Annotated in this window: 24 protein-coding genes, 1 tRNA gene and 1 pseudogene; 13 read left to right on the top strand and 13 right to left on the bottom strand. The window is 69.1% G+C overall.

The window, feature by feature from the left end:
- Positions 1-464: 464 nt before the first annotated feature.
- Positions 465-1,499: pseudogene (locus ACLJRM_RS33020) on the top strand (recombinase family protein); the annotation flags it as partial.
- A 255-nt stretch (positions 1,500-1,754) separates the two neighbouring features.
- On the opposite strand, the gene ACLJRM_RS33015 reads toward ACLJRM_RS33020, so the two are convergent.
- Both ACLJRM_RS33015 and ACLJRM_RS33010 read right to left on the bottom strand, forming a co-directional pair.
- A complete protein-coding gene (locus ACLJRM_RS33015; protein ID WP_410665273.1) occupies positions 1,755-2,246 on the bottom strand; it encodes a hypothetical protein in 492 nt (163 codons plus the stop codon).
- A 130-nt stretch (positions 2,247-2,376) separates the two neighbouring features.
- Positions 2,377-2,453, bottom strand: a tRNA-Leu gene (locus tag ACLJRM_RS33010).
- Positions 2,454-2,626: 173 nt separating this feature from the next.
- On the opposite strand from ACLJRM_RS33010, the gene ACLJRM_RS33005 reads away from it, so the two are divergent.
- On the top strand, positions 2,627-3,238 hold the full coding sequence (locus ACLJRM_RS33005; RefSeq protein WP_005157321.1) for an ANTAR domain-containing response regulator: 612 nt from the start codon (positions 2,627-2,629) through the stop codon (positions 3,236-3,238).
- Between the two features lie 47 nt (positions 3,239-3,285).
- Here the strand turns inward: ACLJRM_RS33005 and ACLJRM_RS33000 are convergent, their stop codons facing one another.
- From ACLJRM_RS33000 to ACLJRM_RS32985, 4 genes are read right to left on the bottom strand one after another with little or no spacing between them, the layout of a single operon-like run.
- On the bottom strand, positions 3,286-4,503 hold the full coding sequence (locus ACLJRM_RS33000) for an alkaline phosphatase (RefSeq protein WP_410665272.1): 1,218 nt from the start codon (positions 4,501-4,503) through the stop codon (positions 3,286-3,288).
- 57 nt (positions 4,504-4,560) lie between these two features.
- A complete protein-coding gene (locus tag ACLJRM_RS32995; RefSeq protein WP_410665271.1) occupies positions 4,561-5,223 on the bottom strand; it encodes a response regulator in 663 nt (220 codons plus the stop codon).
- Positions 5,220-6,800 (bottom strand): histidine kinase, encoded by a 1,581-nt coding sequence (locus ACLJRM_RS32990; protein WP_410665401.1) that lies wholly within the window; start codon positions 6,798-6,800, stop codon positions 5,220-5,222. Before ACLJRM_RS32990 ends, ACLJRM_RS32995 begins: the two co-directional genes overlap by 4 nt.
- Before the next feature lie 16 nt (positions 6,801-6,816).
- Entirely contained in the window at positions 6,817-8,262 is a 1,446-nt protein-coding gene (locus ACLJRM_RS32985) for an alpha/beta hydrolase (protein WP_410665270.1), read from the bottom strand.
- Between the two features lie 245 nt (positions 8,263-8,507).
- Between ACLJRM_RS32985 and ACLJRM_RS32980 the strand changes: the two genes are divergently transcribed.
- The 7 genes from ACLJRM_RS32980 to ACLJRM_RS32950 all read left to right on the top strand — a co-directional run bounded on the left by ACLJRM_RS32980 (position 8,508) and on the right by ACLJRM_RS32950 (position 12,132).
- Entirely contained in the window at positions 8,508-8,975 is a 468-nt protein-coding gene (locus ACLJRM_RS32980; protein WP_410665269.1) for an Asp23/Gls24 family envelope stress response protein, read from the top strand.
- Between the two features lie 41 nt (positions 8,976-9,016).
- Complete coding sequence (locus ACLJRM_RS32975) at positions 9,017-9,193, top strand: hypothetical protein (RefSeq protein ID WP_005154991.1); 177 nt, start codon at positions 9,017-9,019, stop codon at positions 9,191-9,193.
- 5 nt (positions 9,194-9,198) lie between these two features.
- The gene (locus ACLJRM_RS32970) at positions 9,199-9,585 is read left to right on the top strand and encodes an Asp23/Gls24 family envelope stress response protein (RefSeq protein ID WP_101609320.1); all 387 of its coding nucleotides are present in this window, start codon (positions 9,199-9,201) and stop codon (positions 9,583-9,585) included.
- A complete protein-coding gene (locus ACLJRM_RS32965; protein ID WP_101609321.1) occupies positions 9,582-10,109 on the top strand; it encodes a DUF6286 domain-containing protein in 528 nt (175 codons plus the stop codon). The genes ACLJRM_RS32970 and ACLJRM_RS32965 overlap by 4 nt, the downstream gene beginning before the upstream one ends.
- A complete protein-coding gene (locus ACLJRM_RS32960; protein ID WP_410665268.1) occupies positions 10,106-10,672 on the top strand; it encodes an alkaline shock response membrane anchor protein AmaP in 567 nt (188 codons plus the stop codon). The genes ACLJRM_RS32965 and ACLJRM_RS32960 overlap by 4 nt, the downstream gene beginning before the upstream one ends.
- Positions 10,673-10,741: 69 nt before the next feature.
- The gene (locus ACLJRM_RS32955; protein WP_101609323.1) at positions 10,742-11,185 is read left to right on the top strand and encodes an ATP-binding protein; all 444 of its coding nucleotides are present in this window, start codon (positions 10,742-10,744) and stop codon (positions 11,183-11,185) included.
- A gap of 11 nt (positions 11,186-11,196) precedes the next feature.
- Positions 11,197-12,132 carry an SDR family NAD(P)-dependent oxidoreductase gene (locus tag ACLJRM_RS32950; RefSeq protein ID WP_410665267.1) on the top strand — a complete coding sequence of 312 codons (936 nt, stop codon included), beginning with the start codon at positions 11,197-11,199 and terminating at the stop codon, positions 12,130-12,132.
- On the opposite strand, the gene ACLJRM_RS32945 is transcribed toward ACLJRM_RS32950, so the two are convergent.
- The 3 genes from ACLJRM_RS32945 to ACLJRM_RS32935 form a co-directional block, all read right to left on the bottom strand.
- Positions 12,129-12,851, bottom strand: coding sequence for an anti-sigma factor domain-containing protein (locus tag ACLJRM_RS32945; protein WP_410665266.1), 723 nt, complete (start codon positions 12,849-12,851; stop codon positions 12,129-12,131). The two genes, ACLJRM_RS32950 and ACLJRM_RS32945, sit on opposite strands and share 4 nt — an antisense overlap.
- Complete coding sequence (gene sigK, locus ACLJRM_RS32940; RefSeq protein ID WP_101609326.1) at positions 12,848-13,444, bottom strand: ECF RNA polymerase sigma factor SigK; 597 nt, start codon at positions 13,442-13,444, stop codon at positions 12,848-12,850. The genes ACLJRM_RS32945 and sigK overlap by 4 nt, the downstream gene beginning before the upstream one ends.
- 123 nt (positions 13,445-13,567) lie before the next feature.
- Entirely contained in the window at positions 13,568-14,026 is a 459-nt protein-coding gene (locus ACLJRM_RS32935; RefSeq protein ID WP_101609327.1) for a MarR family winged helix-turn-helix transcriptional regulator, read from the bottom strand.
- An 86-nt stretch (positions 14,027-14,112) separates the two neighbouring features.
- Between ACLJRM_RS32935 and ACLJRM_RS32930 the strand changes: the two genes are divergently transcribed.
- On the top strand, positions 14,113-15,219 hold the full coding sequence (locus tag ACLJRM_RS32930) for a cytochrome P450 (RefSeq protein ID WP_410665265.1): 1,107 nt from the start codon (positions 14,113-14,115) through the stop codon (positions 15,217-15,219).
- A 47-nt stretch (positions 15,220-15,266) separates the two neighbouring features.
- On the opposite strand, the gene ACLJRM_RS32925 is transcribed toward ACLJRM_RS32930, so the two are convergent.
- The 3 genes from ACLJRM_RS32925 to ACLJRM_RS32915 form a co-directional block, all read right to left on the bottom strand.
- The gene (locus ACLJRM_RS32925; RefSeq protein ID WP_101609329.1) at positions 15,267-15,473 is read right to left on the bottom strand and encodes a CsbD family protein; all 207 of its coding nucleotides are present in this window, start codon (positions 15,471-15,473) and stop codon (positions 15,267-15,269) included.
- A 98-nt stretch (positions 15,474-15,571) separates the two neighbouring features.
- Positions 15,572-16,462, bottom strand: coding sequence for an alpha/beta fold hydrolase (locus ACLJRM_RS32920; protein WP_410665264.1), 891 nt, complete (start codon positions 16,460-16,462; stop codon positions 15,572-15,574).
- 21 nt (positions 16,463-16,483) lie between these two features.
- Positions 16,484-16,984: an ATP-binding protein gene (locus tag ACLJRM_RS32915; protein ID WP_410665400.1), complete on the bottom strand. Its 501-nt coding sequence runs from the start codon at positions 16,982-16,984 to the stop codon at positions 16,484-16,486.
- Positions 16,985-17,132: 148 nt separating this feature from the next.
- Between ACLJRM_RS32915 and ACLJRM_RS32910 the strand changes: the two genes are divergently transcribed.
- Both ACLJRM_RS32910 and ACLJRM_RS32905 read left to right on the top strand, forming a co-directional pair.
- Complete coding sequence (locus tag ACLJRM_RS32910) at positions 17,133-17,744, top strand: LysE family translocator (RefSeq protein WP_101613366.1); 612 nt, start codon at positions 17,133-17,135, stop codon at positions 17,742-17,744.
- Between the two features lie 11 nt (positions 17,745-17,755).
- Complete coding sequence (locus tag ACLJRM_RS32905; RefSeq protein WP_101609332.1) at positions 17,756-18,394, top strand: B3/4 domain-containing protein; 639 nt, start codon at positions 17,756-17,758, stop codon at positions 18,392-18,394.
- On the opposite strand, the gene ACLJRM_RS32900 is transcribed toward ACLJRM_RS32905, so the two are convergent.
- A complete protein-coding gene (locus ACLJRM_RS32900; protein WP_101609333.1) occupies positions 18,381-19,280 on the bottom strand; it encodes a Ku protein in 900 nt (299 codons plus the stop codon). The two genes, ACLJRM_RS32905 and ACLJRM_RS32900, sit on opposite strands and share 14 nt — an antisense overlap.
- Before the next feature lie 508 nt (positions 19,281-19,788).
- On the opposite strand from ACLJRM_RS32900, the gene ACLJRM_RS32895 reads away from it, so the two are divergent.
- The gene (locus tag ACLJRM_RS32895) at positions 19,789-22,719 is read left to right on the top strand and encodes an AfsR/SARP family transcriptional regulator (protein WP_410665263.1); all 2,931 of its coding nucleotides are present in this window, start codon (positions 19,789-19,791) and stop codon (positions 22,717-22,719) included.
- Positions 22,720-22,725: the final 6 nt, after the last annotated feature.

Below are 22,725 nucleotides of genomic sequence, written 5' to 3'. Positions count from 1 at the left end.
GACCTACGCCGTGCGCGAGTAGAGACCACGTTCTCGAGGTCACATCGAGAATTCATCGCAGGGAACAGAGGCATCCCTACGCGGCTGCATCGTTCGATGCTACCGACGCGCATGTCTCCAGAGGCATTTTTCGGTCCGGCGAGACTGGACGCGAGACCGGCGAGACCAGGTTCGATACAGGTCTCGCCACCGCGCCAGTACCCGGATGACGGTCTCGGAGGGCTGATGGCGCGAGCATCAGAAGACGAGAAACCCGAACCTGCGCTCCCGTCCGGGGAACCTGTGTGGTGCTACCCTCAACCGAGCAAGCGCGGCATTGATCGCACCTTTTCTGGTCATATAGACCGAATCCATGGAACCGAAGCCGAGTTGGCTCGGATACGACTTGCCGCCGCCACCACCGATCTCTTGCGCTGGGCCCGCGAAAGCGCTCAGCGCGGATTACCCGAGGACGGCAAGCCCACATGATTTCACCTTACGAGTTGACCGCGGCGGCTCCAGCTCTGCTGTCCACACCTGATGGCCGCATGACGCAGGTTCCGGTGTCCGGCCCCTCGGGCTTGTCGGACTACGCCGTGTCTCCGCTCGGGATGCCGACAGCTCTTCTCCGTGATGAAGTACGTGTCGCCTTCCTCGCGCGAACGTCAACCGAGGACCAACAGGATCCACGCCAGTCCATCCTGCGCCAGCTCGGCAACTCCAAGGCCGCCATCCCCGAGTCCTGGGTGATCGTCGCGCATTTCTACGATGTCGAGTCAGGACGCATGGATCTCGCCGCTCGCGGACGCGGCGAGAACTACGAGCGCTTCGACATCCCCATCGCACGAGACGGCGGCATCTCCGACCTACTCACCGAGTCCGCGAATCCGAAACGCCGATTCGACGTCGTAATCTGCGAGAACATCGCTCGAGTCGCCCGACGAGCGTACGAGGGCTTGTCGGTCGAGCGCGAACTAGAGCGCAACGATGTGCCGCTCTTCGCCTCGAACGAACCGATCACGGTTTCAGGGAGCCGCGCACAGCGCATCCTCCAGCGTCGAATCAACCAGTCGGTGGCCGAGTACGAGGTTCTCAATACGCTTGAGCAATCATGGGGCGGGCTCTGCACCCACGTGCGCGAGGGCTGGAACATCGGCAAGCCATGCCACGGTTACAAGGCGAAGGTCTTCAAGCACCCGAACCCGTCCAAGGCCGCGAAGGGATACACGAAGTCACGTCTGGAACCCGATGGCCTCAAAGGGGAAACCGTCACCCAGATGGCGATGTGGCGGTACTACGAACGCATCGGCTGCGACACGATCGCAGACCGCCTGAACGCAGACCTCACCAAGTACCCGCCGCCAGAACCACCAGGAAAGGCCCGCGCTCGTGGCGTGTGGAGCAGGTCGAGCGTGTACGACATCCTCCGTAACCCCAAATACACTGGCTATCAGGTGTTCAACAGGCGCGCGACCCGCTCACGCGGAGGCAGGCACAACGACCCCATCAAATGGGTCTGGTCACCTACCCCGGTCCACGAACCGTTGATTCCTAAGTGGATGTACGACGCGATCAACGCTGGTTGGAAAACCAAGCAAGGCTCACGGGACAGCCACGAGCCGAACAACCATCCTGCGACCATCAAAAACTACCTGTTCCGAGGCCGCCTCTTCCACGGCTGCGGACGAAGGATGGTCGGGGATCCAAGACACGGCCGGGCGTACTACCTCTGCCGACCGAGCAACAACAACCGAGCACGCTCAGACCGATACGCCTCACACGAGAAAGCCCTCTACCTCCGTGAGGACGCCTTGCTCGACGCAGTCGCGAAGTTCTTCTCCGACCGCGTCTTCGGCCCCGACCGGCGTTCCATCCTCGAAGCCGACCTCGCCGGCGTCGACGACCAGGCAGCCGTCGAACACGACGCTGAACGAGAACGAGTAGGACGACGGCTTGCCGAGATCGCCAAGCAGCAGGCCTCGATCCTCAAGCAAGCACAACAAGGCGACCCGGACGATCCCTTCACCACAGCACTTCGCGGCAGCTACAACAACCTGGCCAAGGACGAGAAGCAACTGCGCGCCAAACTCACAGAACTGGAGGAAACGGAACAGCCGACCCCTCAAGGGATAACAGTCGACGAGCTGGCCCTGATCGACGCACTCCCCTGCCTCGCGATGAATCTCGCCAAAGCGCCCGATCAGCTCCTCCGGGCACTGTTCGAAGCCGTCCAGCTCGCCATCATGGTCCACGACGACGGCGAACATGCGACAATCACGATCAAACTCCCGGCAGACCAGCTGCCCGAGATAGCTCAGGCAGCGGAGAGGATCACTGAGCCCATGAATCCCCACGAACTCCCGCGCGAAGCCGCGCCTGAGCTTGTGGGGTTGCTGTTGGTGCCCCCGGTGAGATTCGAACTCACACTGGACGGGTTTTGAATCCGTTGCCTCTGCCAGTTGGGCTACGGGGGCGTCGCGGGGTGAACTTTACGGGATCGCAGGAGCGCCGCTTCCGCCGGGCTCGGGAGTGTGACGACTGTCTGACGTGGTGAACGCCATCTCGCCGACTGGATCGTTCCCGGTAGGCTTCAGGTTCGCGGACAGCCCGCGAGCCGAACTGCCCGACGACCTTCAGGAGGACCCCGGTGACCGAGCAGGCTGCCGAGGCCAACGGTGCCGTCGCCGCACCCCAGCGGCGGGTGCTCGTGGCCGAAGATGAGGCCCTCATCCGTCTGGACCTCGTCGAGATGCTTCGCGAAGAGGGCTACGAGGTTGTCGGTGAGGCCGGAGATGGCGAGCAGGCCATCAACCTGGCCACCGAATTGAAGCCCGACCTGGTGATTCTCGACGTCAAGATGCCCAAGCTCGACGGGATCGAGGCCGCTTCCAAGATCACCGGTGACCGGATCGCGCCGGTCGTGATCCTGACCGCGTTCAGCCAGCGCGACCTCGTCGAGCGGGCCAGGGACGCGGGCACGATGGCGTACCTGGTCAAGCCGTTCGCCAAACGCGACCTGGTGCCCGCCATCGAGCTGGCCGTGAGCCGGTTCGCCGAGCTCCAGGCGCTCGAGTCCGAGGTCGCGGGACTCACCGACAGGCTCGAGACGCGCAAGGTCATCGACCGGGCCAAGGGCCTGTTGATGAGCCGTCAGGGTCTCACCGAGCCGGACGCGTTCCGCTGGATACAGCGCACCGCGATGGACCGCCGGACCACGATGAAGGCGGTGGCCGAGGCCGTCGTCGAAAGCATCGGCTGACGAACCCGAAAAGGCCACCTCCGTCGCCGGAGGTGGCCTTTTTCGGCTCAGGACCCGCTTGCGGTCCGCATCACCCAGTAGACGTCGGTGTTCTCGACGGTGCCACCCAACCGGGCGGAGCCGGGGCCTTCGGCGGTGACGGGGGTGTCGGCGCCGGTGTGGTCGTGCGTCGTCCAGTCCACAGTGAACTGGAGCTTCGAGCCCGGTACGTCGAACGGACCGTCCTGGTCAGGGTCGGTGTCGGACTCGTCGTAGTTCTCGATGCTCAGCCCGCCGGTCTCGTGGTCGCCGCCGATGATCACCAGCGTGTCGGGGTGCGCGCGGACGAACCGCATGACCTCGGCGATCGTGGCGTCGAGTGCGCGGCCTGCGTCGATCACGCCGTGCGCGTTGTTCTCGTGCGACATCCCGTCGGTTCCTTCTTCCTCCAGGAAGAGAAAGAAGCCTCGCGGGTTCTTCGACAGCGTGTCGAGCGCCTTGCGCGCCATCTGCTGGAGCGGCACCCGCGGCGCGTACTTCCCGACGCCGTCCGGGCCGTAGTCGACCATGTCCTCGTTCGCGAACAGGCCGAGGATCCGGTTCGCCCGCGTGTTCCGCAGTTCGTCGCCGTCACGCACGTAGGTGTAGCCCGTTCGCTGCGCGCGTTCGACCAGGTTGCCGTACGGGCTGCGGCTCTCCTCCCCCGGCTTGTCCGGCCACAGACCGGGATTCCCCTTCGGGTACCACCAGTCCTCACCGCCGCCGAGCAGGACGTCCGGGCGGCTGCTTTCGATGTACTGCTTCGCGATGTCGCTCTGCGAATCCCGGCTCGGCACGTGCGCCGCGAACGCCGCCGGCGAGGCGCCCGTGACCTGCGCGGTGGTGACCAGTCCGGTCGACTTCCCCGCCCGTTTCGCCCGTTCGAGGATGGTTTCCAGCGGACGTCCGTGGGCGTCCACCCCGACGGCGCCGTTGCGCGTCTTGTGCCCGGTCGCCAGCGCGGTGGCCGCCGCGGCCGAGTCGGTGACGATCTCGTCGGGATCATCCGACGACGTCCGCACGAGGCCGGTGGTCGCGAGCCCGTCCATCGCCAGTTCACCGCGTTTGCCCTTGAGCGCCAGCCGGAGCAGGTCACGCTGCCCCAGGCCGAGGCCGTCGCCCTGGATGTAGATGATGTTGCGCGCCACCCGCGCCCCGGATCCCGCCGTCGTCGTCTCCGCGACGGCGCCCGAGCCGCCGCACAGGACCACCAGAACCGTCGCCGCCGCCAGACCACGTCCGCGCACATCGCCTCCCGTTAGTTAGGAACCTTTCCTAACAGAGAAGTCGCGGGAAGGCGAGGGTCAGCGGCGAAGGATTCCGGCGTCGTGGGCGAGGATCGCGGCCTGGACGCGGTTCGCGCAGCCGAGCTTCGCGAGAATGTGGCTGACGTGGATCTTCACGGTTCCGTTCGACAACCGCAGGTCCGCCGCGATCTCCGCGTTGCCGAGCCCCCGCCCCACCCGCACCAGGACGTCGCGTTCGCGGGCAGTCAGCGCGCCGAGCTTCCGCCTGGCCCGCGCGACGCTTTCCGCGTTGGCCGCGTCGGTGTCGCGGAACCGGTCGATGACCTGCTTCGCGATCCGGGGCGACAGCACCGCGTCGCCGGTGGACGCGGACCGCACGGCCTGGATGAGTTGCGCCGGATCGGTGTCCTTGAGCAGGAAACCGGCCGCTCCCGCGCGCAGGGCCCTGGCCACGTAGGCCTCGTCCCCGAACGTGGTGAGCATGATGATCCGCACCTCCGGCGCGATCCGGCCGAGCTCCTCCACCGCGGCGAGCCCGTCCACCCTGGGCATCCTGATGTCCATCAGCACGACGTCCACGGACATCCGCCGGACGACGTCGATCGCCTCCGCGCCATCGGACGCCTCGGCCACGACGTCGATGTCGCCCGCCTGGTTCAGCAAGAGCCGCGCACCGGCGCGGAGCAGCGGTTCGTCGTCGGCGAGCAGGACCCGGATCATCGCGTCTCTTTCGGTACGGGGACTTCGAACCAGGTCTTCTCCACCAATCCGCCGTCGCCGAAACAGAACCGGAAGATCGCGGCGGTTTCGGCGTCGGGCGGATCGTCGGCCGGGGTGTAGACGCAGTAGGTGTCCTCGGGGACCGGCGGCTCCCGGTCCCGCGCGGCGGCATGCGCCGAGGGTTCGTTCGGGCCGAACCAGGCCTCGACCTCCTCCGGTGTCATCCCGATCTTGACACTGGCGAGTGGATCTTCGTGGTCGGCGGGCGTGAGCGGCGGCACGAAGGCCAGCGTCGTCAGCAGCAGCGCGGCGACGGCGGCCAGTCCGGTCGTCAGCATCAGGCCGGACAGGATCCGGCCCGGTCGTCTCTCCGTGTCCGCGACCTGCGGTTCCTCGCCCGCCTCTTCGGCGAGAGGCGCGTCCGCCCGCTTCGGCAGATCGGCCGTGACCGCGAAGCCGCCGTCCGGGTCGGGCCCTGCCGTGAACGTGCCGCCGAGGAGACGGACACGTTCGCGCAGGCCGACCAGCCCGCGGCCGGTACCGGGCAGCCGCTCCCCCTCGACCGGCTCCGCGCCATTGCGCACCACGATCTTCACCAGTTCGGGGCCGTGGTCGACGACGACGGTGACCGACGCGGCGGCGGCGTGCTTGTGGACGTTGGTCAGCGCTTCCCGCACCACGCGGTGCACGGCCCGGCGGACCGGCGGCCGGACCCCGTCGAGGTCGGTCCCGAGCCAGTCGAACGTCACGTCGAGACCGGCATCGCGCGACGACGCCACCAGATCGGCGATGTCGGCCTCGGTCCCGGCGGCGTCGGTGGCCTCCGCGGGCTCCGCCGGTTCCCCGCCCGGCCGCAGGACGCCGAGGGACTGCCGCAGTTCTTCGAGCGCGACCTTCGCCGTCGTCCGGACGTGCCGTGCGGCCTGCCGCAGCTCCGGATCCTTGCCCTCGGCGGCGACCTCCAGCGCGCCCGAGAACATCGTGATGAGGCTGAGCCGGTGCCCGAGCTGGTCGTGCATCTCCTCGGCGATCCGCGAACGTTCCTCCAGCCGCGCCCGCTCCCTGGTCACCTGCCGGGCCTCTGCGAGGGACTCCGCGCGCTCCCGCAACGCCACCACCAGCCGGGCCTGCTGCGCCTGCATCGCGCCGACCAGCGCGGGCAAGACGAGACAGGACAGCGTCGAGACGGCGATCACCACGAGGACGTACTGCCAGCGGAACGCGGGCTGGGTGAGCAGGACGACCGCGGCCGGGAGCAGTGCCGCGAGGCCGAACAGCGGCCACCGCCGCCCCCTCGCTCCCGCCGTGTACGCGATGACCGCGAGAGCGACACCGGTGGCGGGGAACAGCCCGAACAGCACCACCGCGGCGAGCAGCGCGACCACCGCGAACCGGCGGCGCGCCAGCATGAGCACGACGGCGCAGGCGATCACCGCGGTCAGCACCGGCGCCGACGGGTAGAACACTTCCGGCCAGCCCCAGGCGGGCAGCAGATCGGCGAGGAAGATCGTCACACCCGCGACGAATCCGGCGAGGAGCACCTCGGCGAGCACGGTGACGAGCCGCCGGTCGACCATCTTCACGCTCCCAGCATCACACGGACCCGGTGGCACAGCGGGCCGGGGCGGCGGGAGTCGTCAAGTCGACCAGGTACCGGCTGACACCTTCGTCCACACAGGACGAACCACTGCCGTAGACGGCGTGCCCGACGTCCTCATTGGACAACAGCACCGCCGACTTGAGGCTGCCCGCCAGCTGACGTGCCCAGCCATACGGTGTCGCGGCGTCCTTCGTGGTCCCGACGAGCAGGATGGGCGGGGCGCCGTCGGCGCGGATCGTCCGGGACGGGACCGTCGCGGTGGGCAGGAAGGCGCAGCCGAGCGCCTCCGTGCCGGACGAGAGCCGGGAAACCCGGCGCAGCTCCCGCGCGGCGTCCTCGTACGCGGCCAGGTCGGTGGGATGGGCGCGGTCCAGGCAGTTGACGACGGTGAGCGCGTCCGTCGTGTCGGTCGTGGGCTCCGGCGAGTCGGCGGAGTCGTCCGGCGAGTCGTCCGCCGGGGCGTCGGCGCCGAGGATGATTACGGACAGCTCGGCCCAGTCGGCCGGGAAGGTGACCTTCGAGGAGATCTCCTCGCGAAGAGCACCGCCGTCGCCCGCTTTGTCCGCTTTGGCCAGCACCCTGTCCACCGTGGCGAGGATTTCGGTCTCGTCCCGGCCGGGGCACGGCTTGCCCGTCCTGGTGGCGCATTGCTTCGCATAAGTGAGCAGCGTGTCCTCGACGCCCTTCGCCTGCTCGACGGTGTCGGCCCGCCAATCGAGATAGGTGTTGTCGACGCCGTCGAGCACCATGGCGCGAATCTTCTTCGGGAACCGGTCGGCGTACAGCTGCCCGATCCGCGTTCCATAGGAGTAACCGAGGTAGTTCAGCTTTTCCTGGCCGGTGACCACGCGCAGGACGTCGAGGTCGCTGACGACGTCGTCGGTGCCCAGGTGCCGCAGCACGTCCTCCCCGGTCCCCTTCAGGCACGCCTCGGCGTACTGCCGCGTTTTCGGGACCTCGGCGCCGATCAGCGGCAGCCCCTCGGGCGCCTTCGACGTGGGTTCGCCCTCGGTTTCGCACCGGATCCGCGGTTCGCTGCCGCCGATGCCCCGGGGATCGAAGCCGACCAGGTCGAACCGTTCCCGGACCGAGGCGGGCCAGGTGCCCGCGACGTCCTTCACCATGGCGACCCCGGATTGGCCGGGGCCGCCCGCTCCCGCGACGAGCGTGCCGAGCCGTCCTTCCGGCCGGGTCGCCGCGGCCTTGATCAACGGCAGGGTGAACTTCGGCCCGTCCGGTCGCCGGTAGTCCATCGGCACGGTCAGCTTCGCGCACTGGAAGGCCTCGCACGGCCGCCAGTCGAGGGCCTGCCGGTAGAACGACGCCAGCGCCGCCCGGTGCTCCGGTTCGTCCACTGTGGTCACCGGGGCCGGGCTCCCTTGCGACGTCGTGCATCCGGCGACGAGCGCGACGGACAGCATCACGCACTTCCAGTTCACGCGGGACTCCTGCTTTCGGGACACCGGACGATCCAACCCCGGCACCGCCTCCTCGCACGACCCTCGACAGGCTGAAAGTCCGTGCCTTCGTCGGCCATGAGGACTAGACCGAAAGACATACCCACGAACGGTGAGATCCAGACCACACGATCGGGTCGTGACGATCTTGGCTCCGCTGGGTCTATGGAGTGTGGAAGTGAAGAACTTCCGCCACAGGCAACGGAATCCGAACCGAGGAGATCGCGATGACGAACACCGCCACCACCGCCGCCAAGCCGAACTCGAACTCCACCGCCCCCACCGAGAACAGCGCGCTCGTCTCCACCCAGGGCGTGACCACCATCGCCGACACCGTCGTGCAGAAGGTCGCCGGCCTCGCGACCCGTGAGATCACCGGCGTCCACGCGCTGGGCGGTGGCGCCGTGCGGGCGTTCAACGTGCTGCGCGAGCGCATCCCGGGCGCCACCGCGTCCGCCGGTCAGGGTGTCTCCGTCGAGGTCGGCGAACGCCAGGCCGCGGTCGACCTGCAGATCGTCGTCGAATACGGCGTCGCGATCGCGGATCTCGCCAAGTCGGTGCGCCGCAACGTGATCGGCGCCGTCGAGCAGATGACCGGACTCGAGGTCGTCGAGGTCAACATCAACGTGTCCGACGTGTACATCCCGGGCGACGACGACACCGACGAGAGCACCGAATCCACCCGCGTCCAGTGACCACCGGCGCCGGTCCGCGCCCGACTGCAAGGAGAACGTTCATGAACGCCACCCATCTCGGCCTGTTGACCGGTCTCGTGCTCGGCGTGGCCGGCGCGTTCGGCGGCTTCGGCGCCTTCCTCGTCGTGCTCGTCCTCGCCGTCCTCGGCCTGCTGGTCGGCCGGTTCCTCGACGGCAAGCTCGACCTTTCGGCCCTGGCCGGCCGCGACAGGGGCTGAGCGCCATGACGACCATGACACCCGCCGCGCCGGAAACGGACGGGCGCGGCGGGCTGACCGTGGCCGCCGGTGCCGTCGAACGGATCGCCGCACGGGCGATCACCGAACTCGACGGCATCGGCGGCGCGGCCTCCCGGGTGCTCGGGATCGCGGTCGGCGGTGAAGACCTCGACCAGGGCGCCAAGGTGAGCGCGAACGTCACCGCCACGACGGCCACCTTGGACGTCCGGCTGTCGGTGAAGTACCCGCTTTCGGTCCGCGCCACCACCGAAACCGCACGGGAGCACCTGATCCACCGCGTCGGCGAGCTCTCGGGCCTGACCGTCACGCGGGTCGACATCACCGTCACGGCCCTGCACTCCACGGAGACCGAAACGAGGAGGGTCCGATGAAACGGCGCCCCCGCCGCAGCGCCCCGGCCGTGCTGGTCGCCCTCGTGGTGCTCGCCGGATGCGTCCTGGCCGCCGCCGTCGCGGTCCAGACGATCATCGGGGAGAAACCGTGGGTCAGCTACGACGCCGTCGCGTCCGCGCTGCACGACACCCGATGGAGTGATCCGCTGCCGGCGATCGCGGGTGGGGTGGTCGCGCTGATCGGCCTGCTGCTCCTCGTGACCGCGATCGTCCCGGGGCGGCCGACCGTGCTGCCGCTCGAAGGCGGCCCGGACTCCGGCGCCTCCCGGCGCAGCTACCGGTCCACGCTGCGCACCGCCGCGTCCACTGTGGATGGTGTTTCGGCGGCGAAGCTGAAGCTCAAACGGCGCGGGATCGTCTCGGTGGTGACCACCGGGCGGACGAACACCGAGGGACTCGCCGACGCCGTCCGCGCCGCCATCGAGCACCGTCTCTCCCAGATCGGCCCCGCGACCGTTCCCGCCGTGCGTGTCCGGGTCAAGGCCACCAGGAGCGCGTCATGACCGATCTCAACCGCCCCGCCCGCCTGAACCGCACCCTTCTGGTGCTGACGGGCCTCGTGCTGCTCGCCGGTGGCGTGTTCGCCGTCGGCACCCATTTCGGCAGGATCCCCCTGCTCCAGTCCGGCACCACGCTCGTGCCCGGAACGGCGACACCACCCGGCTGGGCCTGGTACGCCGTCGCCGGGGGCGCGGTGATCGTCGGACTGCTGGCGCTGCGCTGGCTCGTCGCGCAGCCCGTCCGCAAACCCAAGTCCCACACCTGGCGCTTCGAGCAGGACGAGGGCCGGACCTCGCTGGCCGCGAGCACCGCGGTGGAACCCTTCGCCGCGGAGGTCGCGACCTATCCCGGCGTCCACGCCGCGCACGCCACGCTGGGCGGCACCCAGGACGCGCCGGTGCTGGCCGTGGTGCTGAGCGCCGAACAGGACGGCGATCTGGCCGCCATCCGCGAGCGGATCGCCGAGGAGGGCCTGCCGCGGCTGCGCCAGGCGCTGGACCTCGGCGAGCTCCCGGTGACCATCGAGTTCCGGTTCTCCGCCAAGGCCGGTCCCCGCATCCAGTAGCACCCGTCCGCGACTCCGTCGGCACCGAACACCCCTGTGAGAGGTGTTCGGTGAGGGGAGCTGGGTGCGGTGAACGGTGGCCAAGCGGAACTGGAAGCGGAACTCGACCGGCTGTGCCGCCGGGTCGCCTGCGCCGCGGAAGTCACCATCGACCTGCGAAACCTCCCGGAACTGCGCCGGATCCGCTCCGTGGTCGCCGATCACCTGGGCTTCGGCAGGGGCGAGGACGAACCGCTCGGCGCCTTGCTGCTGGTGGTCGACGAGCTGGTGAGCAACGCCTACCGGCACACGGACGGACCAGGCGAGTTGCGCGTCGTCCGGCAGGTCCGCCGCTTCCTGGTCGAGGTCTCCGACGATGACCCGGGGCTGGATGCCTTGCGCTCCGCCTCCGCCACGGCCCACTTCGGTCTCCGCCTGGTCGGTCAGCTTTCCCTCGATTGGGGTTTCCGGACCGAGCGGACCGGGAAAGCGGTCTGGGCGCTGGTTCCCGCGCAGATGTACTACGAGCGATGAGGAGTACCCGCATGTCCACCGTGACCCGGGCCGCCGACACCGTGCTCGACCGGACCCTGCTCGGCTACAGCAGTGTCGGTCACTTCCTGCGGAGGCGATGGTGGCCGGCGGACCCGGCACCGGACGCGCTCGCGGGCAAGGTCGCCGTGGTGACCGGCGCGAAGGCGGGCCTGGGCAAGGCGACCGCCGTCGGGCTGGCGAAGCTGGGCGCGACCGTACGGATCGCGGTCCGCGGCGACGGCGACGCCGCCCGCGCCGAGATCGAGCGGGCCGTACCCGGCGCGCGGATCATCGTCGACCAGTGCGACCTCAGCCTGATCTCGTCCGTGCGCGACTACGCCAAGGATCTCGACGGTGAGATCGACGTCCTGATCCACAACGCCGGCCTGATGCCCGCCGAGCGTACGGAAACGGCCGAGGGCAACGAAGTCATGCTGGCCACGCATGTGCTCGGCCCGCACCTTCTCACCGCGTCGCTCCGGCCGAAGTTCGCCGACGGCGCCCGGGTGATCTGGGTCAGTTCGGGCGGGATGTACGGCCAGCCTTTGCGCACCGACGACCTCCAATACCTCCAGGGCGAGTACAAGCCCGCCGCCGGATACGCGCGCACCAAACGGATGCAGGTCGTGCTCGCCGAACTCTGGGCGGACGAACTGGACGGCTCCGCGGTCACCGTGCACGGCGCCCATCCCGGCTGGGCCGACACTCCCGGCGTCGCGACCTCCCTGCCGACGTTCCAGAAGCTGACCCGGCCCATCCTGAGGACCCCCGAGCAGGGCGCCGACACCTTCGTCTGGCTCGCCGCGGCCGAGGAACCGGGCCGGTACAACGGGATGTTCTGGCACGACCGCGTCCAGCGCCCGACGCATTATCTCGGCAAGACCCGGGAAACCGCCGCGCAGCGCCAGGAACTCTGGCAGGCCTGCGGGCGGCTGACCGGTTCCTAGGCGAGCGGGATCATCGCGACGGCCGGGGTGGACGGCGTCCGCGAACCCCCGGCGGGTTCCGCGGTGATGCCGACCCGGTCGATCCCTCCCGGCAGATCCGCGAGGACCGGACGAGTCCGATGTGGACCGTCCTGCGCCAGCAACCCGGCCGAATGCACGCCGCTCGCCCCGATGAGCCAGACCTGATACGCCTTGCCCGGCGCCAGCGGCGGGAGATCACCCGCCAGCACGACGACCTTGCCCTGGCTCAGCGAGGTCACCACCGTGGTCGTCCCGCGTTCGGCGCCCTTCACCGTCGAGGCGTCGGGCGCGGTGAGCACGGAGTTCACCGAGGCGAGCTGCTGCTGCGCGGGATCGGCCCCCGGCTCGGTGGTCGTGGTGACCAGGCCGAACACCAGTGCCCCGACGGCGGCCGCCGCGGCACCCCACAGGGCTATCCGCACCGGCTGCTTCTTCGCGGGCTGGGCCCGCCGCACGGCCGCGACCAGCGGAGGCCACTGCCGGGTCTGGGCGATCTGCGTGAGGGTCGCTTCCCTCAGCCTCGGCGGTGGAACGACGGCGAGCGACGCCCCGAGCCTCGCCGCGGTCTCCCGGAGTTCCCGGACCTCCTGGCCGCACGCGGAGCAGCCCCGGAGATGCCGCTTGAACGCCGCGGCCTCCTCCTCCGGGACGGCGTCCACGGCGTAAGCCCCGGTCAGTGTGTGCAGTTCCGCCGTCATTGCCCCACCCCCAAGCAGTCGCGCAACCGGATCAGTCCGTCGCGGATGCGGGTCTTCACCGTGCCGGGCGCGGTTTTGAGCACTTCCGCGACTTCCGGGTAGGTGTACCCGTTGTAATAAGCCAGTACGACCGATTCCCGTTGCAGGTCGGTCAGCGCGGACAGGCATTGGCGCACCCGCTGCTGCTCCAGATTGGCGATCGTCGACTCGGCGACCTCGTCGAACGGGCGCCGGAAATCGAGCCTGCCCGCGCGGTCGTCCCGGTCGAGCGCGGCCTGATGCGAACGCACCCGGTCCACGGCCCGCCGGTGCGCGATGGTGAGCACCCAGGCCAGTGTGGTCCCCTTGCCCGGTTTGAACCGGGCCGCCGTCCGCCACACCTCCACCAGGACCTCCTGGGTCACTTCCTCGGCGAACGTGGCGTTGCGGACGACTCTGTTCACCACTCCCCACACCGGTCCCGCCACGACGTCGTACAGATCGGCGAACGCCTGTTCGTCGCCGGCCGCGACCCGTTGCATCAGGCTCGACTCGGCAGGCTCCGCTCCGGTGCCGCCGTTTTCGCGCAGACTCGTGCGCACACCCTCGACCATCAAGCTGCCTCCACCTCACCCGACGCCCGGCTACGCGGTGCCCTGGCGTCTGGAAGGGATTCGGTGCCGGTGGCGATACGGACTGGTCGGGTGGCGGAACCCACCCGAACGGGGCCGGGGCGGCTAACGGCCCTGCTGCTCGAGTACGCCGTCCATTGTGGACCGCAGATGCCGCAGGAAGGCCTCGAACCGCTCGATCTCCTCCGCCGGGTACTGCGCCACCAGCGCCGCGAGCCCCGCGCTGAACGGGCCGAAGAACTCCCGCGCGGGCGCCTGGATGTCGGGCCCGCTGCGCAAGGTCACCATCCGCCGGTCGGCGTTCTCCCGGGTCCGCACCACGTAGCCGAGGTTCTCCAGGCGGTTCAGCAGGTTCGTGGTCGCGCCGGAGGTCAGCGAGATACGTTCACCGAGGCGGGCCGGGGAAAGCGGCGAGCCGGTGTCTTCGGCGTAGAGGATCTCGACCAGCGCGGCGGCGTCGGTGGCGTGCAGGCCGAGCCAGTCCGCGAAACGCCGGGTGAACTCGGTGTAGTTCGCCCCGAAGCTCCGGAGGCCGTCCAACAACGACGTGACCCGATCCTCCACCGAACCTCCTCGAGTAAGTGCTTTGACAACCTACCGGCCACGAATATACCTTCACCATGAAGCTACTTTCTCATGAAGGAGTTGCCTTGCTCCCCGACCCGTTCGCCGCGACGACCCGCGGTATCACCGAGCCCGACCCCGTCCGCCCCGCGCTGCGCGCCGCCGGTCCCCTCGTCGAAGTGGCCGCGCCGTCGGGCGGCAAGGCGTGGATCGTGACCGACCAGAAGCTGGCCCGCGAGGTCCTGTCGGACCCGCGTATCGCCAAAGATCCCGCGCTGGCCCCCGAGAACTGGACCGGGCTCGAACAGACCGCCGCCGAACAGCCGTCCCTCACCACGCTGGACGGCCCGGACCACACCGGCCTGCGGCGAGCGCACGCTTCGCTTTTGAGTGCCAAACGGATCCAGGCGCAGTCGGACCGGATCCACCACATCGCGCGTGTCCTGCTGACGGACCTCGGCGGCGGAACCGTCGACCTCATGGACGGCTTCTCCACCCGCTTCCCGCTCACCGTGCTGCTCGATCTGCTCGGTATCCCGCTTCACCTGCTCGACGCGGCCGTCGACGCCTGCCGCCGCATGTCCGATCCCGAGCCGGGCGCGCAGGGCAAGACCATCGCCGCGCTCGCGGACCTCGCCGCCGCGGGATTGACACCGAACCGGACCGGGCTCGCGACGGAACTGCGCGACAACCTCCCGCCCGGGACGTCCGAGAACGACCTGCGGTATCACCTGTTCGGATTGATCTTCGCCGGGCAGCTGACCACCGACGCGTCGATCGGCTTCCTGATCGCGCGGCTCCTCGACGGCGACACCACCCCCGAGGGCCACCTGGTCCGCGAGACCCTCCGGGTGCATCCGCCCGCGCCGTTCACCCTCTGGCGGTTCACCACCACGGAGATCGACCTCGCCGGGGTCCGGCTCCCCTCCGGCGCCCCGGTGCTCGTCGACATCCAGGGCATCAACACCGATCCGGCCAGGAAACCGGGCCCGGACCTGACTTTCGGCGCGGGTCCGCATTTCTGCGTCGGCGCCCAGCTCGCGCAGCTCGAACTGCGGGCGGTGGCGACGGTACTGCGCACGGACTTCCCCCGGGCCCGGCTCGCCGTGCCCTACGCCGAACTCCGGCAGACGTTCCTCGGCGGCATCCAGGGCACGCGGCTCACCGGCCTGCCGGTGCTCTTACACCCATGAAGACGGGCCGGGGCGCGGAAACCGCTGCCCCGGCCCGGAAGGGTCCGCTACTTCTTGAACGTGTCGCGGAGCTTGTCCGCGGCGTCGCCGACGGCGTCCTTCACGTTTTCGACGGCGCCCTTGAGACCGGCCTTCGCCTGGTCCGCCTGGCCTTCCGCGCGCAGGTCCTCGTTGCCGGTGGCGTCACCGGCGGTCTCCTTGGCCTTACCGCCGAGCTCTTCGGCCTTGTTGCTGATCTTGTCGCCCAACGACATCGGGTCCTCCTCCGTCCGTGGCGCCCGGATCGTGCGCCGTACAAGGGAAGGACAACCCAGGATCGGGATTCGTCATGCGCACGGACGGGTGATCACGCTCACGTGCCCTTGAGCAGGGAAGCCACCGCGTCGGCGAACGCTTCCGGGGCCTCCTGGGGAACGTTGTGGCCCACCCCCGGGAGGACCCGGTGGTCGTAGGCCCCGGCGAAGTACTCGCGGTCGCCCTCCGCGCCAGGCCCGCCGATGCCGTCGTCCCCGCTTTCCAGCACGACCGACGGCACCGTGATGACCGGTTCCTCCGCGATCAGGTCTTCGAGCGCCTGATACCGCGGATCCCCTTGCGCCAGCCCGAACCGGTGCCGGTACGAGTGGATGACGACGTCGACGAAGTCCGGGTTGTGCAGGCTGGGGGCGCTGGCCGGGAACGCCGCCTCGGCGCCCGTCCAGGTCGGCGACCAGGTGCGCCACAGCAGGGCGCACAACTCGTCGCGGTTCTCCGCCAGCCCGCGGCGGCCGCGCTCGGAATGAAAATAAAACTGATACCAGTAGGTGCGTTCCCATTCGGGCGGCGCCGGTTCCCCGGCGTAGGCGAGGTTCTGGACGTTGTAGCCGTCCACCGAGACCAGCCCGCGCACCCGTTCGGGCCGGAGCGCGGCCACGATGCACGCCGCGCGGCCGCCCCAGTCGTACCCTGCGACGACGGCGTTCTCGAGCTCCAGCGCGTCCATGAAGTCGAGCAGATCCTGCGCGAGCGCGGCCTGCTGCCCCGATCGGGGCGTGGCGTCGTCGAGGAACCGCGTCCCGCCGAACCCGCGGAGGTACGGGACGTACACCGAGGCGCCGCCGGCCGAGAGGTTCGGGGCCACCTCGTCGTAGGCCCGCACGTCGTACGGGAACCCGTGGAGCAGGATCACCGGCGGCGCGCCCGCCTCACCGGTGTGTTCGTACTCGATCTCCAGAACCGGTGTGGTGACACGTTTCGACCCCATCCCCGGATCCTTTCACGAGGATCAGCCGGACCAGCCGCTCAACCGCGACAAAAGCCGTTCCAGGACCTCGGGATCGGCGCCGACGGGCTCACCGGAAACGGGCTCGTCCACCAGGGTCCGGCGGTCGCCCCGCCGCGGCAACTGCACCTGTCCGGCGGACAGGCCGCCGGGCAGCGGCAGCTCGCACCAGGTGGTCACGCCACCGGTCTCGCCCGGCGCCACCCCGGTCCGCTCGCCCGGCGCGGGCGTCGGCGCGGGAAGCCCGGCCAGCTCGTGGTCGACCTCGATGACCAGCACGTCCGACCGCAGCCGCAATCTCAGCGTCAGGAACGGCGGTTCCTTCGGATCGGCCGCGTCGACGAGCGCGCCCACCAGTCTGGCGGCGGCGGTCTTCGCCTGATCGAGCAACGGCCGCAAGGACCAATCCGACAAGATGAGACGGACGAAGAGCTCGGAGCACAAAACGGCATTCGGTTGTGCCACCAGCCGGAGATCGTCCACCTGGGAGGTGCGCGCGCTCAAACCAAGGCCTTCCTCGTCGACGTGCGAGCGTGCATCATGCCACTCCATCCGGTGACGGTGTCAGGCGCCTCACACAAGCCTTTGGTCCAGTGGAGTGACACGGCTTTGGTCCTGTTCATCGGACCAAAGGGCGCGCAGAGTGGTCGGCGTGAGCATCGCCTTCCTGATCACCACGCTGGTCGTGGTCGCCACGCCCGGCACCGGCGTGGTCTACACCTTGTCCGCCGGGCTGGCCCGAGGGAGACGGGCGAGCGTCATCGCGGCGACCGCCTGCACCCTCGGGATCATCCCGCACATGGTCGCCGCGATCACCGGCCTCGCGGCACTGCTGCACGCGAGCGCGGTGGCGTTCGAAATCATCAAATACCTCGGTGTGGCCTACCTGCTCTACATGGCGTGGGCGACGCTGCGGGACCGGGAAGCGATCGTCGTCGAAGGCGATCCCGAGCCCAAGTCGGCGCTGCGGACGATCACCTCCGGCGTGCTGATCAACGTCCTGAACCCGAAGCTGACGCTGTTCTTCTTCGCGTTCCTCCCCCAGTTCGTCCCGGCGGGCGAACCCGGTTCCGTCCCCCGGATGCTGCTGCTGAGCGGGGTGTTCATGCTGGCGACGTTCGTGGTGTTCAGCCTGTACGGCGTCCTCGCCGCCGGCGTGCGCCACCACGTGATCTCCCGGCCGCGCGTCCTCGCCTGGATGCGGCGGATCTTCGCCGGTTCCTTCGCCGCGCTCGGCGCCAAGCTCGCGTTCACCACCCAGTAGACAGGTCTCGTATGCGACTCCAGCATCATCCCGACGTCCGCGCCGAGCACCCCGGCCTCGCCGTCGGCACGCTCCTGGCCACCGGTATCACCCCGGAACTACCCGTCGACCTCGAGAAGTTCATCGCGCGGGCGACGCGACGGCTCGCGGACGGCCCGGAATCGGAGTTCCCCGAGATCCAGGCCTGGCGCCGGGCGTTCGCCAAGATGGGCCTGAAGCCGACGCAGTACCGTTGCGCGTCGGAGTCGCTGCTGCGCCGGCTGCGGAAAGAGGGCGCGCTCCCCCGGATCCACCCGGTGATCGACCTCTGCAACGCGGTTTCGGTCGCCTACGCCATCCCGGTCGCGGTACTCGACGTCGCGAAGATCAGCGGTTCGCTCGAAGTCCGCCACGCACGGGGCGACGAGAAATACGTGACCTTCGCGGGCACTGTCGAGCATCCGAACCCGGGCGAGGTGATCTTCGCCGACGAAGACGGTCAGGCCCACGCACGGCGGTGGACGAACCGGCAGAGCGGGCACTCCGCGGTCTCCGCCACGACGTCCGACGTGCTGATCGTTTCGGAGGGGCTGCACGCGACGGCCGCCGAGGACGTCCGGCTGCTGATCGAGGCGATCGCGGGCGAACTCGCGGGGTTCACGAAGCCTTGAGCGCCTTTTCCAGCTTGGCGCGCGTCATCTTCGAGCGTCCCTTGATGTCGCGCTCCCGCGCCAGCTTGTCCAGGTCCGCCTTCGACAACGAGGACAGGTCCTTCTTCTTGGCCTTCCCGCTCTCCACGCTCTTCGAAAGCGCCTCGAACAGGTCGACGACCTTCGTCGGCTCACCCGGTTCGGTGGCGGGCGTGATGGTCTTGCCCTTCTTCTTGGCCTTGATCAGCTTCCGCACGCGATCGGTGTAGGTGTCGCGGTACTCCTCGGGCCGCCAGTCGTCGCTCATCGCGTCGATCAGGTTGACGGCCATGTCGAGTTCCTTGCCGCGCGCCTTGGCCTTGGCGGGCAGGTCCGGCAGCTGTTCGGCGGGATCCCGCAGGTCTGCGGCGAAGTGCAGGGTGTTGAGCACCATGACGCCCGCACCCGACCGGACGAGCGCCAGGTACTCGCGGCCGCGCATGACGAACTTCGCGATCCCGGCCCTGCCCGACGAGCGCATCGCTTCGAGCAGCAGCGCGTACGGACGTTCGAACTCCTCTTTCGCGGGCGCGAGCCAGTACGTCTTGTCGAAGAACATCGGGTCGATGGCGTCCAGTTCGACGAAGCTCTCGATGTCGAGCGACTTCGACCGGCCTGGGGCGATCTCGTCGAGTTCGTCGGATTCGACGACCACGTACTCGCCGCTGTCGAGCTCGTAACCCTTGACGATGTCGTCGTAGTCGACTTCCTTGCCGGTGCGCTCGTTCACCCGGCGGTACCGGATGCGGTCCTCGGTGCCGCGCTGGAACTGGCGGAAGTGCACCGTGTGGTCCTCGACCGCGCTGTACAGCCGGACCGGGACCGTCACCAGACCGAGCGAAAGCGAACCACTCCAGACCGGGCGCATGGGCGCACTCCTCTCCTCCACCCCGCTGGTACCCGGAACCACGGCCGATCACACCTGGTCAGAGGCTGAACGCGACACCATCGGCTCACACCGGGCGGACCGTTCGTTCCAGTGCCGCGCTTTGCCGGGAGCTACCGGGGAAAGAAAAAAAGGGGGCTACCAGGGCGGTTGGCCACCCCCAGTTCGAAGGCCAACCGCCGCGGAGCCCCTACACGGTTCGGCGCGCTGCCCCGTCGCGCCGATCCCGCCAGCTGATGTCTTCAGCTTTCCAAGGCCCTGCATCGGAATTACATCGGCTCGCCACTGCCTGGTATCCGCGCAGTTCAGGGGCTGCCGGGCGTAGAATCGGACCGGTTTCGAAGCAGGAACCCGCCCGCCTGTTAGGCCGAATGCAGCAAGGCGAACCCGCGCTGATCCGGCTGGAGTGGGTTAGGGTGCCGGACACCTGGCGAACGGACTGGGAGGTAGTGCGTGAGCACGCTCACGGTCTCGGACGACATAGTCGCATATGACCGCCGATCGTTTATCTGAATCGGCGGGATCGCCCGAGACGGCCGGCGATCCGAGACACCCCGGCCAGCGATCCCAGCTCGGTTTCTCCGTACTCGGCCCGCTCGAAGCCGAGGTCGACGGCGTCCCCGTCCGGCTGGGCGGACGCCGTGAACAGCGCCTCCTCGCCTCCCTGCTGATCAACGCGGGCAGGCTGGTACCGGTGTCGTACCTGATCGGCACGATGTGGCCGGAAAGGCCGCCGAAGACCGCGGTACGCCAGGTCAGCAACGCGATCGCGCGGCTGCGGCACGATCTCGGCGTGGCGCGGTCCGCCGTGGTCACCACCGGCTCCGCCTACCGTGTCGTGATCAGCAGCGCCTCGCTCGACTCGGCCCGGTTCGAAGCGGACTATCGCCAGGGCGCCGAACTCTTGGCCGCCGGGCTGCTCTCCCAGGCCGCGGCCAAACTCGCGGAAGCGCTCGCGCTCTGGCGGGGCCCGGCCTTCGACGGTCTCGAGGGCGATGCCATCGAGCAGACGGCTCGACGGCTCGACGAAGAACGCCTCGCCGCCTGTGAACTCCTGATCGGCGCCAGGCTCCGGCTCGGCGAGACCGAAGCGGCGGCCCGCGAAGCTTTCGATCTCGCCGCCTGGCATCCCACGCGCGAGACCCTCCAGGTCCTCACCATGCTGGCGCTCTACCGGGCAGGCCGCGGCGCCGACGCGCTCCGCGCGTTCGACCGGACCAGGACCGCGCTCGCCGAGGAACTGGGCGTCGACCCGAGCGCCGAGCTGAGCGCGCTCCACCAGCAGATCCTGCGCACCGACGCCGAACTGGTGCAGGACGGCGCGCTCGTCCGGTACGGCGTCGGCGGGCTCCGGGCCGGAATGGACACCGGCGGGCGGCGCGAGGACGCGAACGCGCAGAAGGCGCTGTTCCCCCGCCCCGCACAGCTTCCCGCCGACCTGCCCGCGTTCGGCGGGCGCGCGGCCGAACTGCGGACGGTCCTCGAAATCGGCCAGGACGAATCCTCGGCGGGGCCGAGGCTGATCGCGATCGACGGCATGCCAGGTGTCGGCAAGACCGCGCTGGCCGTCCACGCCGCGCACCGGCTCGCACCGCTGTTCCCCGACGGGCAGCTCTTCGTGAACCTCGAAGGCTTCTCGCCGGCGGGTGATCCTGTCGACCCGGCGACCGCGCTGGAGGCGCTGCTGCGGTCGCTCGGCATCCAGGGTTCGGACATCCCCGCCGGGACCGGGCAGCGCGCGGCGTTGTTCCGCAGCTGCCTCGCGGGCAAACGCGTGCTCCTGGTGCTGGACAACGCCATCGGGGCCACTCAGGTCGGCCCGCTGTTGCCCGGTTCGGTGAGCTGCTGCGTGCTGATCACCAGCCGGACCCGGCTCGCGGACCTCGACGGCGCCGAACTGCTCTCCCTGGAACCGTTCAGCCGGGCGGACGCGGTGGACCTGCTCGGCCGGATCGTCGGGCCGTCCCGGCTGAAGCGGGAATCCCCCGACGCGGCCGACAGGGTCGCGAGCCTGTGCGGTGATCTCCCGCTCGCGCTGGCCGTGACGGCGAGCCGACTGCGGGCCCGGACGTCCTGGACGCTCGACTTCGTCGCCCGGCAGCTGCGCGACGAACGGAACAGGTTCGGCGAGCTCACCGCCGGGGAACGCGACGTCGCGGGCGCGTTCCGAGTGTCCTATCTGAACTTGTCCGAAGCCGAACGCCGGGTGTTCCGGCGGTTGAGCCATCATCCCGGCGCCGCGTTCGACCTCCATTCGACGGCGGCCTTGGCGGAAGTGGACCTCGGCGAGGCCCGCCGCCTCGCCGAACGCCTCGTCGACGTGAACCTGCTGCGGCAGCCGTCGATGGACCGGTACGAGATGCACGACCTCCTCCGCAGCTACGGCCGGGAACTCCTGCTCGCGGAGGAGCCCGAACACCAGCGTGAAGCGATGATGCGGCGGCTGTTCGACTACTACCGCAGCACCGTCGCGGCCGCGATGGACTTCATCGACCCGGATTCCGAAGAGGAGCCGGGCGGCCTCGAAGTCCCGAAGAGCGAGTTCGGACAGTCCTTCGCGGACTACGACCAGGCCGCGCACTGGATGGACGCCCAGTGGCAGAACGTCCTGCCGGTGGCCGTCGCGATGAACAACCACCAGCACTACTCGGACCTCGTGCCCTTCTGCTCGGCGGTGTGGCGCTACTTCGACAACCGCGGCTATTACCGCCAGGCCAGGGAACTGGAGACCCTCGCCCTGTCCGCCGCGCGGGTGACCGGGAACGTGGTCCTCGAGTACCAGGCCCTGCACATGTACGCGCTGACCCTGTGGCGGCTCAACGAGTTCACCGAAGCGAACCGGCTGTTCAACGAGGTGTTCGAACTGGCCTCGACCACCGGCGACGTCCGGATGCAGTGCCGGGCAAGGGGCAATTCGGGCGTCACTCACTGGCTCAAGGGCGAGTCGGACGAGGCGATCGAACATCTCGGCTGGGTACGCGAGACCGCCCATGCCCACGGCAGCGTGCTCATCGAAGCCCGCGCCCGGCATCGCATCGGACTGATCCACACCGAGAACAGGCGATATCCGGAAGCCGCCGCGGAACTCGACCAGGCACTGAGGCTGGCACACGAGAACGAATCGCCCGATCTCGAGGCGGAATGCTTTCTGGCGCTCGGGATCAATTCGCGCGAACTCGGCGACGCCGCACTCGCGGTCGGCCAGTTCACCACCGCGGTGGAAGTGCTCGAATCGACCGGGAATCGCAGCATGCTCCCCATCGCCCACAAGGAGATGGCGACCGCTTTCGACATTCTCGGTAAGCACCTGAATGCGGAACGTCATCGCCGGTTCGCTTTGCGGCTGTACACCGATCTCGGCGTTTCGGAGTCCCCCGAGGTACACGAACTCAAACAGCACTTGGACGATTACTCGGCGTAATTTGTC

The sequence above is a fragment of the Amycolatopsis sp. lyj-84 genome (genome assembly GCF_046549075.1).
Taxonomy (GTDB): Bacteria; Actinomycetota; Actinomycetes; order Mycobacteriales; family Pseudonocardiaceae; genus Amycolatopsis.
The sequence above is the reverse complement of the archived record's forward strand: the minus strand, read 5'-3'. Positions and strand labels throughout refer to the sequence as shown.